Annotated in this window: 12 protein-coding genes; all 12 read right to left on the bottom strand. The window is 61.9% G+C overall.

Annotated features, from left to right (window positions below):
* Positions 1-172 precede the first annotated feature (172 nt).
* The 12 genes from IGS58_RS00105 to IGS58_RS00055 all read right to left on the bottom strand — a co-directional run bounded on the left by IGS58_RS00105 (position 173) and on the right by IGS58_RS00055 (position 11,933).
* Positions 173-568 carry an REP-associated tyrosine transposase gene (locus tag IGS58_RS00105; RefSeq protein ID WP_230520363.1) on the bottom strand — a complete coding sequence of 132 codons (396 nt, stop codon included), beginning with the start codon at positions 566-568 and terminating at the stop codon, positions 173-175.
* A 205-nt stretch (positions 569-773) separates the two neighbouring features.
* Complete coding sequence (locus IGS58_RS29000; protein WP_256608852.1) at positions 774-899, bottom strand: hypothetical protein; 126 nt, start codon at positions 897-899, stop codon at positions 774-776.
* The gene (locus IGS58_RS00100) at positions 899-2,113 is read right to left on the bottom strand and encodes an MFS transporter (protein ID WP_230520362.1); all 1,215 of its coding nucleotides are present in this window, start codon (positions 2,111-2,113) and stop codon (positions 899-901) included. Before IGS58_RS00100 ends, IGS58_RS29000 begins: the two co-directional genes overlap by 1 nt.
* Complete coding sequence (locus IGS58_RS00095; RefSeq protein WP_230520361.1) at positions 2,110-3,114, bottom strand: Gfo/Idh/MocA family protein; 1,005 nt, start codon at positions 3,112-3,114, stop codon at positions 2,110-2,112. The genes IGS58_RS00100 and IGS58_RS00095 overlap by 4 nt, the downstream gene beginning before the upstream one ends.
* 1 nt (position 3,115) lies before the next feature.
* A complete protein-coding gene (locus IGS58_RS00090) occupies positions 3,116-3,934 on the bottom strand; it encodes a DUF3025 domain-containing protein (protein WP_230520360.1) in 819 nt (272 codons plus the stop codon).
* Positions 3,935-3,941: 7 nt separating this feature from the next.
* Positions 3,942-5,006 carry a dihydroorotase gene (pyrC, locus tag IGS58_RS00085; protein ID WP_034778959.1) on the bottom strand — a complete coding sequence of 355 codons (1,065 nt, stop codon included), beginning with the start codon at positions 5,004-5,006 and terminating at the stop codon, positions 3,942-3,944.
* A 149-nt stretch (positions 5,007-5,155) separates the two neighbouring features.
* Positions 5,156-6,604, bottom strand: coding sequence for an amidohydrolase family protein (locus tag IGS58_RS00080; protein WP_230520359.1), 1,449 nt, complete (start codon positions 6,602-6,604; stop codon positions 5,156-5,158).
* A 37-nt stretch (positions 6,605-6,641) separates the two neighbouring features.
* On the bottom strand, positions 6,642-7,367 hold the full coding sequence (locus IGS58_RS00075) for an amino acid ABC transporter ATP-binding protein (RefSeq protein WP_070254805.1): 726 nt from the start codon (positions 7,365-7,367) through the stop codon (positions 6,642-6,644).
* A 19-nt stretch (positions 7,368-7,386) separates the two neighbouring features.
* Positions 7,387-8,079: an amino acid ABC transporter permease gene (locus tag IGS58_RS00070; protein WP_034778970.1), complete on the bottom strand. Its 693-nt coding sequence runs from the start codon at positions 8,077-8,079 to the stop codon at positions 7,387-7,389.
* Between the two features lies 1 nt (position 8,080).
* Positions 8,081-8,830, bottom strand: a complete 750-nt coding sequence (locus IGS58_RS00065) for an amino acid ABC transporter permease (RefSeq protein ID WP_034779060.1) — start codon at positions 8,828-8,830, stop codon at positions 8,081-8,083.
* 100 nt (positions 8,831-8,930) lie between these two features.
* A complete protein-coding gene (locus tag IGS58_RS00060; protein WP_034778971.1) occupies positions 8,931-9,887 on the bottom strand; it encodes an amino acid ABC transporter substrate-binding protein in 957 nt (318 codons plus the stop codon).
* Between the two features lie 195 nt (positions 9,888-10,082).
* Positions 10,083-11,933, bottom strand: coding sequence for an ABCB family ABC transporter ATP-binding protein/permease (locus tag IGS58_RS00055; RefSeq protein WP_230520358.1), 1,851 nt, complete (start codon positions 11,931-11,933; stop codon positions 10,083-10,085).
* Between the last annotated feature and the right edge of the window lie 107 nt (positions 11,934-12,040).

The following is a 12,040-nucleotide window of genomic DNA, read 5'->3' as shown; positions in this document are numbered from 1 at the left end:
GTCGGATTACGCACATACGCAAACGGTAGGTCGGATTAGGCCGCAGGCCGTAATCCGACAACATTGTTGGCTTCGTTCACTCCCGCCCAACACCGGCCACGTCCACACCATCCCCGCCCCAATCCGCGGCACACCATCCCAACGCCACGTACCGGTGAAAACTGGAATGCGGCTAATCCATGACCTTGCTCACAAGCCCATGCTTGACAGGGTTGTAATGGATGTAATCGACATGCTTGGCAAAGTCTCGCGCATCGCGCAAGACGTGTTCCCAATACCGCTGCTGCCAGACATTTTCAATATCGCTGTGCTTGCTGAACCATGTCTTGATCAGCCTCCAGCGCGTCATGAAATCAGCATCACTATCTGGCAAGGTCCAGATGCAGTGCAGATGATCGGGCAGGATGACGATGGCGTCGATATTGAATGGCCGCTTATGGCGTACGGTGCGGAAAGCGTCCCGTAGAAAATCCACGGCAGTTGCCGAAGCAAAGACGGGCCGGCGGTGTGCCGTCACCACCGTGAAGAAAAAGCTGCCGCCTGGCTGGAATGCGCGTCGGTATCGCATAGTTTCATGGGTGTTGTCGGATTACGGCCTTGCGGCCTAATCGCTATGGCTTTTCCTGGTTCCCGGTGTTGTCGGATTACGGCCTTGCGGCCTAATCCGACCTACGCACATATGCGGCGGCAGGTCGGGTAGGTCGGATTAGCGTAGCGTAATCCGACTTCCAGCATAATCCGGCTTTTCACAATCTACCTTGCGCCCGCGCATCCTACATGCACATCCAGAAGCGGTTCGCCAGGTCGAGCATGAAGTCGGGCCGCAGATAGGCCAGGAAGACGATGGCAAGCAGCGCGGCGCCAGCCAGGCGCCACAGCCATGTGCGCCAGCTGCCCATTACGCGGCCACCGCCGCGCGCTTGACGGCGCGCTCGTCGATCGGCAGGTTGATCAGCGCGGCCAGCAAGCCCAGGCCGATGGTGATCATCCATACGACGTGGTAACTGCCCTGGTGCTCGTACAGATAGCCGCCCAGCCACGCACCGAGGAAACTGCCCACCTGGTGCGAGAAGAACACCATCCCGGCCAGCATCGACAAGTGCTTCACGCCGAAGATCCCGGCGATGATGCCGTTCGTCAGCGGCACGGTCGACAGCCACAGCACGCCCATGCCGGCGGCGAACAGGTACACGGACCACGCCGACAATGGCGCCAGCAGGAAGACGGTGATGACCACGGCGCGCGTCACGTAGATGGCTGACAGCAGATAGCGCTTGGCGATTTTCCCGCCGAATTTACCCGCGTAGTAGGAGCCGACGATGTTGAACAGGCCGATCAGCGCCAGCGCCGTGACGGCGATGTTCGGATTCATCAGGCCCTGATCCTTCAGGTAGGCCGGCAAGTGCACGCCGATGAAGATCAGCTGGAAACCGCAGACAAAATACCCTGCCAGCAGCAGCCAGAACGAGCGGTTGGCGATGGCTTCGCTGAAGGCGGCGCCAACGCTTTGCTGCGGGCCGCTGGCGTGCGAGACGGGCGGCTCGCGCAGATAGAAGGCCATCGGGATCATCGCCAGCAGCACCAGCGCGGCCAGCACATAAAAGGCGTTTTGCCAGCCCACGGCGGAAATCAGTTGCTGCTCGACCGGCATCATGAGGAACTGGCCGAACGAGCCGGCCGCCGACGAAATGCCGAAGGCCCATGAGCGCTGCTCGGGCGGCGCGCTGCGGCCGATGATGCCGCTGATGGCGCCAAAGGCCGTGCAGGCCAGCGCCAGGCCGATGAAGATGCCCGAGCCGACGATGAACAGGGTCGGTTGCGTCACCAGCGCCATCCACACGAGGCCCGCCATGTAGCTGATGGCACCGATGATGACGACGCGCATGGTGCCGAAACGGTCGGCCGCCATGCCGGCGAACGGGCCGAAGACGCCCCACATCAGGTTTTGCATGGCCAGCGCCAGCGAATACGTTTCGCGCGTCCAGCCATTGGCTTGCGAGATCGGCTGCATCCAGAAGCCCAGGCCGTGGCGCACGCCCATCGCCAGGGTCAGGACGACGCCGCTGGCGATGAGGACAGTTTTCAGGCTGGGACGGGATGAGTGCAATGTCATGGAGTTCCTGATGACGCCTGGTCGGCGCTGTAGACGAGACCGATCTGGCCGCGCATGGTGTCAAGGTTGTGCATCAGCGCCACGCTGTCGGCGTGCGGCATGACGGGGCTTTCCAGCAGGCCGGCGCGGATGCAGCGCATCGCTTCGATCGCCTCGTGCGCGTAGCCGTTGCCCAGGTGCGGCGCGGCGACGACGCGGCGTTCGCCATCCATCGTTTCGACGATCAGGTGATCGGGCTTGTAAAAACGGTTGGGCAGACGAATCCGTCCCAGGCTGCCGGAAATGGTCATTTCCGTGGGCGTTTGCGCGCGCAGGCTGCAGGCGCAGGACGAGGTGCCGCCGCCCGCGTGGCGCAGCGAAAACACCACCTGCTCATCGACGCCGGTGGCGCCCATTTCGGCCAGCGCCTGCACCCGCGATACGGGGCCGAGGAAGAAGGCCGCCACCGACAGCGGATAGATGCCCACGTCGAGCAGTGCGCCGCCTCCGAGTTCCGGGTTGAACATGCGGTGCTCGGGCGGGAAGTTGGCGACAAAGCCGATATCGGCCTGCACCTGCTGCAGCACGCCGATCTCGCCGCTGGCGATGATGCGCTTGGCTTCCTGCACGGCGGGCAGGAAACGGCTCCACATGGCTTCCATCAAAAACAGTTTTTTGTCGCGTGCCATATCGACCACGGCCTGCGCTTCGCGCGCGTTCATGGTGAATGGTTTTTCGCACACGACGTGCTTGCCGGCGGCCAGGCACATCAGGGCATTTTCCGCATGCAAGGTGTGCGGCGTGGCGATGTAGATCACGTCCACGTCGGGGTCAAGGGCCAGGGCCTGGTAGGAGCCGTGGCAGTGTGCGATGCCGAATTCGGCGCCAAACGCCTGTGCACCAGCCTCGCTGCGCGAGGCGACCGCCACCAGTTGCGCACCGGGCGCATCGCGCAAGCCATTGGCCATCGCGCGGGCGATCTTGCCGGTGCCGAGGATGCCCCAGCGGACGGTATTTTCCATGCTATTGGTCTCTTTCTGCGCCAGCTGCCTTGCGCTTCGGGCGGAACACCGCCGCGTCATTGTAAAAATCGTCGTCCTGGTCTTCGCACCAGCCGGGCAAACCGAGCACGGGCAGCGGCGTGAAGTCCGCCGTGGTGAGGCCTTGCTGCGCCAGATCTTGCGCCACCCGCTCGTCGAGCCAGGCGCGGCGTGCCGCATCGTCGAGCGCAAAGTAGGCGTCGCCGGCGAAGATCACGCGCGTGTGCGCCGTGATGGCCTTGCGCGGCGCCACCAGTTTTTCCATCAACGCGTGGCCGAACAGCCAGATATCGGCGTCGCCGCCAGCGCCAAACCTGTCGCGCTGCGCGATAAACGCGCTGCGCCAGTCGTGCCCGCGCAACGCCGCTTCCAGCATGCGCCCCGCATCGCTGTCGCGCAGCACCAGCAAGGCGGAATTTTCGTCAAAAATTGTCGCGCCATCGCGCGCGGGACCGCGCGATTTGCCGACGCCGGACAGGGCGATCTGCGCCGCCTGCAGCGCATTCAATTGCCGCTTGATGCGGGGGAAGGTGAGCCACACGAGCGCGTTGAAAAAGTCGTGCAGATTGTCGCGCGTGGGCACGCCGCCCGTCGCGCCGATGAACTCCTCGTAGGCCACGCCTTCGGGCAGGTCCGCTTGTGGCACGAAGGCCAGCGGCAAGCCGGAGGGATTGCGCAAGCCCAGCGCCCTCGCCCGTCCGTTCAGCGCGGCAATGACCGTGTCGCGCTGCAGGTCCAGCTGCCGTCGCGCCGGCAGCACCGTGGCAAACCAGGGGCGGGTCCAGTCTATCGATGGCAGCATGGAGTGATTACACCATTTTCCAGTTGATCTGCTCGCCCGCGTTGAGCGGAATCACGTGGCTGTCGCCCAGCGGCAGCGACGCCGGCAAGGTCCAGCTTTCGCGCTTCAGGGTGATGGTGTCCGTGTTGCGCGGCACGCCATAGAAAGCCGGGCCGTGGAAGCTGGCAAACGCTTCCAGCTTGTCGAGTGCGCCGGCCCGTTCGAACGCTTCCGCATACATTTCCATCGCATGCAGGGCCGTGTAGCAACCGGCGCAGCCGCAGGCCATTTCCTTGGCGCCTTGCGCGTGCGGCGCCGAATCGGTGCCGAGGAAGAAGCGCTCGTCGCCGCTGGCGGCGGCCGTCATCAGGGCCAGGCGGTGCTCTTCGCGCTTGAGGATGGGCAGGCAGTAGTAATGCGGGCGGATGCCGCCCTTGAAAATCTCGTTGCGGTTGTACAGCAGATGGTGCGCCGTGATGGTGGCGGCAATCGGGCCTTCCGCTTCGGCCACGTACTGCGCCGCATCCTTGGTGGTGATGTGCTCGAACACGACGGACAGGGCCGGGAAGGCGCTGCGCAGCGGACGCATCACGCGCTCGATGAAGACGGCTTCGCGGTCGAAAATGTCGATTTCCGGATCCGTCACTTCACCGTGCACGAGGAAGGGCATGCCCACTTCCTGCATCACTTCGAGCACCTTGTAGCAATTCTTCAAATCCGTCACGCCCAGGTCTGAATTCGTCGTGGCGCCAGCCGGATACAATTTGACGGCCTGCACGATGCCGCTATCTTGCGCGCGGCGGATTTCATCGGGCGAGGTGTTGTTCGTCAGGTACAGCACCATCAGCGGATCGAAGTTCACGCCCTCCGGCACGGCGGCCAGGATGCGCTCGCGGTAGGCGCTAGCATCGGCCGTGGTGGTGACGGGCGGTTTCAGGTTCGGCATGACGATGGCGCGGCCGAACTGGCGCGCGCTGTGCGGCAGCACGCTGGCCATGACGGCGCCGTCGCGCAGGTGCAAATGCCAATCGTCAGGACGGGTGATGGTGATGGAAGATGGAACGGCGGCTGGGGTGTGATCGAGTGTGGACATGGCGGCTGCTCTCAGGCGGTCATTGCGGATAGCGCCATTTTACCAGCCGCGGGGCGGCTTCGCAGTCAATGGACGCCTGCGCCTGCTGCCTGCCTGACAACAAAACGGCCGGTATCACCCGGCCGCTTGCGACATCAGAACGAAGAACATCAGGACTTGGCCGGCGCCGTCTCCTGTTTGGCCACCCAGGCGCGAATATCGGCCAGCATCCGGTCCAGCGCGGCGCGGTCGTACACGTGGCCGCGGCTGACCACCAGGCGGATCTGGCGCGTGGCGCCGATGTCCTGCAGCGGGTTCGCGTCGAGCACCAGCAGGTCGGCCGCCTTGCCGGCCGCCACGCTGCCGTAGCGATTCAGCTTGCCCAGGAAGCGGGGTCCGTTGATGACCGCCGACTGCAAGGCTTGCTGCGGCGTCAGTCCATACTGCACGTACAGGCCGATTTCATCGTGCAGGGCCTGGCCAGGATAGTCGAAGGAATTCAAGAATCCCGCATCGGTGCCGGCGATGATGCTCATGCCCTGCTGCTGCAAAATCGGCAGCAGCTTGGCCGATTGCTCGAACTGCGCATGGCGCTGGGCGATGGCTTCCGGGCCATCCTTGGCGGCGCGCTGCACGCGCCAGTCGTAGGTGGCGCGCAAGCCCTTGCCGATGTATTGCAGGGCCGGATCGTGCGTGTGGTCTTCGCGGTCCAGGTAGGCCGTCACGCGCGAACCCCACAGGGTCGGCACGATGGCCGTGCCGCGCGCAGCCAGGTAGCTGAAGGCCTTGCGCGCCGTCGGCTCGTCGTAGCTTTGCAAGCTCTCGCGCATGGCTTCCTTGCCCGTCATCGCGCCGGCGGCCACCTTGGCCGTCAGCTCCTGCTCGCGCGGCGTGGTGGCGCGCAGCAAATACGATTGATGTTCGATCGTGCCCAGGCCCGCATCGGCCATCTGCCCCAATGTCAGCTGCACGGGGATATGGCCCGAAGTGCGCATGCCCCGTTCGCGCGCCTGGCGCAGCGCTTCCAGGTACAGCTCCGGTTTCAGGGTATTTTCCGTGATCTTCACGAAGTCCACCTGCTGCGCCTGCAGGCCGTCCAGCGCGCGCGTGACTTCCTGCGGCGTGCCCACTTCAATGGTGCCCTTCCACAGCGGCTTGATGCCTTCCAGTTTCGCGCCAGAGGTAAAAATCGTCGGGCCTTGCAGCTGGCCCGCATTGATCTGCTGGCGCCACGCCAGCACCGTGTCGGGCAAGTCGCCCGAGCAATCGCGCACCGTGGTGATGCCATGCGCCAGGTACAAAGGCAGCAGCTGCTTGTTCTCGTCGATCAGCTCGGGGCCGCCGCCAAAATGCACGTGCGTGTCCCACAGGCCCGGCATCAGGTATTTGCCGGGCAGGCGGATGGTCTGCTTCGGCGCGTAGCTGCGCAGCTGCGCGTCATCGACGACGGCGACGATGCTGTCGCCCTTGAGCAGCACGGTCTTGCCGCTGATGGTGCTACCGGCGGCAACGTCGATCAGGATGGCGTCGCGCAGGGCGATGTCGACGGCGATCCTGTCTGCCGCGTGGGCATGGGCAAGCAGGCCCAGCGCCAGCATGGCGCCGGCTATTTGTTTCATGTCAGGCATTCGTACTCAACTTCAAAGTGATGGAAAATTAGTGGATGATCTTGGCGAGGAAATCGCGCGCGCGGTCCGAGCGCGTCGTGTTGAAGAAGTCATCCTTGCTGCAATCCTCGATGATCTTGCCCTGGTCCATGAAGACGATGCGGTTGGCGACTCTTTTTGCAAAGCCCATTTCATGGGTGACGACCATCATCGTCATGCCTTCCTGCGCCAGCCCCACCATCACGTCGAGCACTTCGTTGATCATCTCCGGGTCGAGCGCCGAAGTCGGCTCGTCGAACAGCATGGCGATGGGGTCCATCGACAGCGCGCGGGCGATCGCCACGCGCTGCTGCTGGCCACCGGACAGCTGGCCGGGGAACTTGTCCTGCTGCGACAGCAGGCCCACGCGGTCCAGGTATTGCAAGCCCTTGGCATTGGCTTCGTCGGCGCTGCGGCCCAGCACCTTGATCTGGCCGATGGTGAGGTTTTCGCGGATCGACAAATGCGGGAACAGCTCGAAATTCTGGAACACCATGCCGATGCGCGCGCGCAGTTTCGACAAATTCGTTTTCGGATTGTTGACGGTGATGCCATCGACGATGATCTGCCCCTGCTGGATCGGTTCGAGGCCATTGACCGTCTTGATCAGGGTCGACTTGCCGGAGCCGGACGGGCCGCAAATGACCATCACGTCGCCCTTGGTGACGTTGGTGGTGCAGTCGGTCAGTACCTGGAACTGGCCATACCATTTGCTGACGTTATTGAGTTCAATCATCTTGTTCTTTCTTTTTCGGTTAGCGAATGATGGCGACGCGTTTCTGCAGGCGTTTTACCAGGAACGACAAGGCATAGCACAGCACGAAGTACACGACGGCGACAAACACGTACATCTCCACCAGGCGGCCGTCGCGCTGGGCGATCTTCGAGGCGGCGCCGACGAAATCGGGGATCGACAGCACGTACACGAGCGACACGTCCTGGAACAGCACGATGGTTTGCGTCAGCAGCACGGGAATCATGTTGCGGAAGGCTTGCGGCAGCACGATGAAAGCCATGGTCTGCGAGTAGTTCATGCCCAGTGCCTGGCCGGCCCACACCTGGCCGCGCGGGATCGACTGTATGCCGCTGCGCATGATCTCGCAATAATAGGCCGCCTCGAACATGATGAAGGTGATGAGCGCGGAGGAAAAGGCGCCCACTTTCACGGGCTCGTTCGCGCCGATGACCCAGGCGGCGATGTACGGCACCAGGAAATAGAACCAGAAAATCACCAGCACCAGCGGGATCGAGCGTATCAGGTTGACGTAGGTCGACGCCACGCCCGAAATGAGGCGACTGCCGGACAGGCGCATCAGCGCCAGCAGGGTGCCCAGCACGATGCCGCCCACCATGGACAGCGCCGTCAATTTCAGGGTAAACACCATGCCGGTCTGGAACAGGTAGACCCACGAACGGGAGATGACATCAAAGTCGAAGTTACCGAACATATCAATGTCCTCCCGTCTTGGCGCCGGCGACGATGAAGCCCGGGATGGCGACCTTTTTTTCGATCAGGTGCATCAGCACCACCACCAGCAGGTTGACGACGACGTAGATGATGGTGGCGGCCGAAAACGCTTCGAATACCTGGAACGAGAATTCCTGGATGGCGCGCGCGCTGGCCGTCAGTTCGATCAGGCCGATGGTCAGTGCCACGGAACTGTTCTTGATGATGTTCAAAAATTCGCTGGTCAGCGGTGGCATGATGACGCGCGCGGCCATCGGCAGCAAAATGAAGCGGTAGGTTTGCGGCAGGGTCAGGCCCAGCGCCGTGCCGGCCAGTTTCTGCCCGCGCGGCAGCGCCTCGATGCCCGTTGTTACCTGCACGGCCACGCGCGAGGAAGTAAAGAATCCCAGGCACAGCACGGCCGTGACGAACGGCGCATTTGGCAGCGACTTGACCCAGGCGCCCAGGTCGGGCGGCAGCAGTTCCGGCATGACGAAATACCAGAGGAACATCTGCACCAGCAGCGGCACGTTGCGGAACAATTCGACGTAGGCATTGGCCACGCCCACCAGCCATTTGTTCGGCAGGGTGCGGACGGTGCCGATCACCAGGCCCAGGATCAAGGCCATGATCCAGGCCGTACCGGCCGTGGCCAGGGTCCAGATCAGGCCGGACCACAGGGTGTCCATATACGTGCCCACGCCATCGGGAGAAATCTCCCAGAAAATGCGCCAATTCCAGTTGTAATTCATGATCATCCTTCCCATGCAGCCCGAGGACAACGGCCAGCCGGCCGTCCGTCCCGCAAATAAATCGGGAGGCTTGCGCCCCCCGATTTGTTACGCACTCTTGTTACTTTTTCCGTTTGTCCGAAGTCTTCTGCGCTTCGGGCACGGCCGCATAGGCGGCCGGGTCACCGGAGTCGGTCGGATTGGTAAACACGGCCTTCAATTGCGGCGGCATGGGGAATTTCAGGTTGATGTTTTTCGGCGGGATGGGCGAGGTAAACCATTTCGCGTAAATGCGGTTGATGTCGTCGCTCTTGTACAGGCGGATCAGCGCATCGTCGACCACTTTCTTGAAGGCCGGATCGCCCTTGCGCAGCATGATGCCGTACGGCTCGACCGACAGCGCTTCCTTGGTGATTTCGTAGTCGTTCGGGTTTTTCGAGTTGGCCACTTGCGACGCCAGCAGGATATCGTCGTTGGCTTCGGCCACCGCGCGGCCCGTTTCCAGCATCAGGAACGATTCAGGATGATCCTTGCCGACGGCAATCGTCATGCCCAGGTTTTTTTCCTTGTTCAGGATGGTCATCTGCTTGATGGTCGACGTGCCGGCCGTGGCGACCAGCGTCTTGCCGCGCAAGTCTTCCAGCGTCTTGATGTTCGAGGATTTTTTCGACAGCACGCGGTTGCCGATGACGAACATGGTAGGGGCGAATGCCACCTGCTGCTGGCGCTCCAGGTTGTTCGTCGTCGAACCGCATTCGAGGTCGATGGTGCCGTTGGCCATCAGCGGGATGCGATTGGCCGACGTCACGGGGCTCATCACCACTTTCAATTCGCTCAGGCCCAGGTGCTTTTGCAGGGCCGTGACGACTTTCATGCACAGGTCGATCGAATAACCCTGGTATTGCTGTTTGTCATCGAGATAGGAGAAGGGAACGGAGCCGTCGCGCACACCGAGGGTGACGGAACCGGCTTTCTTGATCTTGGCCAAGGTGCCGGTCAATTCCTGAGCCTGGACTGGCGACATGCTGCTGATGACACCGACGCTGAGCAGCGTGGCGATGATTTTGGTCAATTTCATAAATTCTCCTGGGCGGACAAACCGGATGGACTCCGAACGAAACAACTGTGGTGCAGACGCCACCAATGGAATTAATTTTATTTCATTTTCAGCGCCGGACTAGCCGTTTTCTGCGATTGCCCTCAAATAGGCGCTATACGCGCGCCTGAATCAGCGCGGCTGTAGCATTTTTCCTACTGATTTCCCCTTCCCGATTTATTTTGCCGGCGCCAGCCCCGCCAACTCCTCTTCTTGCGCCTCATCGTCCATATTCGCCTGCTGGCGTTGCCACATCTGCGCATACAAGCCATTCGCGGCCAGCAATTGCGGATGCGTGCCCCGCTCGACGATGCGGCCATGGTCGAGCACCAGGATTTGCTGGGCGTCGGCCACCGTCGACAAACGGTGCGCAATGACCAGGGTGGTACGGTTCCTGGCGATGTCCTTCAGCTGCGCCTGGATGGCCTGCTCGGCCTTCGAATCAAGCGCCGAGGTGGCTTCATCGAAGATCAAAATAGCCGGGTCTTTCAGCAAGGTGCGGGCGATGGCCACGCGCTGCTTTTCGCCGCCCGATAGTTTCAAGCCCCGCTCGCCCACCATGGAGTTGTAGCCATCTGGCAAGCTTTCAATAAAATCATGGATCGATGCCGCTTTGGCAGCCGCCACGATGGCATCCTTGCTGGCACCCGGCTTGCCATAGGCGATGTTGTATTCGATGGTGTCGTTGAACAGTACCGTGTCCTGCGGCACGATGCCGATGGCCGCGCGCAGGGAATCCTGCGTGATGCCGCGCAAGTCCTGGCCATCGATGGTGATGCCCCCGCCATCGACTTCATAGAAGCGGAACAGCAAGCGCGACAGGGTCGACTTGCCCGAGCCGCTATGCCCCACCACAGCCGTGGTGGTACCGGCGGGGATCTGGAAATCCACGTCGAACAAGATTTGCCGCTTGGCTTCGTAGCTGAAATCCACATGGTCAAAACGCACGGCTGCGCCCCGCGTGACGAGCGGCTTGGCTTCCGGCATGTCGGCGATTTCGCGGTTTTCATTCAGCAAGGAAAACAGGCGTTCCATGTCGGCCAGGCTTTGCTTGATTTCGCGGTAAATGACCCCTAAAAAATTGAGGGGAATATACAGCTGGATCATGAAGGCATTCACCAGCACCAGGTCGCCCAGGGTCATCGTGCCGGCGATCACGCCCACCGTGGCGCGCCATAAAATCAAGGTGACAGCCGTGGCGATGATCAAGGACTGGCCCGTATTGAGCAGGGACAGGGAAGTCTGCGATTTCACGGCCGCCGATTCATAGCGCTGCAAGCCTTCGTCGTAGCGCTTCGCTTCGTAATCCTCGTTGCCGAAGTATTTCACGGTTTCATAGTTGATCAGCGAATCGATGGCCTTGGTATTGGCTTTTGAATCGAGGTCGTTCATGGTGCGGCGGAAATGCGTGCGCCAGTTCGTCACCAGCACGGTAAACGCGATATAGGACACCAGTGCCACGGCCGTGATGACGGTAAACCAGATGTCGTAATGCAAGACCAGGTAGCCGAGCACGAGGGTGATTTCCACCAAGGTCGGCAAGATGTTGAACAAGGTATAGGAAATGAGCGAGCCCACGCTGCGCGTGCCCCGTTCGATGTCGCGCGTCATGCCGCCCGTCTGGCGGTTCAAGTGAAAGCGCAGGGACAGCGCATGCAGGTGGCGGAACACTTGCAGCGCGATGGTGCGCACGGCCCGTTGCGTGACCCGCGCGAACAGGAATTCTCGCAATTCCGTAAACAGGGTGGTCGACAGGCGCAGCAAGCCATACGCCACCAGCAAGCCGACGGGCAGCACCAGCAGCGCCTGCGGATGGGCCGCCGTGATCGTCATGGCGTCGACGAGTTTTTTCAGGATCAGGGGCACGCCCACGTTGGCCAGCTTGGCGCCCACCAGACATAGCAGCGCCAGCAGCACCCGCCATTTGTAGACCCACAGATACGGCAGCAAGGTCTTGATGGTGGCGAAATCGCTATGGCTGGCGGAAGCTGACGAGCGGGGAGGAGGGGGAGTCTGGGAACGGCGCATGGCGAAGGTCGGCTTTTTATGGTTCAATCGGGGCAATTGTAGCCTTTCATGAGAATAAAAGATGAGCACCTCCCCCGACCGCCCCGACAACTGCCTCGCCTCCGGCC

Source organism: Janthinobacterium sp. EB271-G4-7A, from assembly GCF_020858075.1.
Lineage (GTDB): Bacteria > Pseudomonadota > Gammaproteobacteria > Burkholderiales > Burkholderiaceae_D > Janthinobacterium > Janthinobacterium lividum.
The sequence above is the reverse complement of the archived record's forward strand: the minus strand, read 5'-3'. Positions and strand labels throughout refer to the sequence as shown.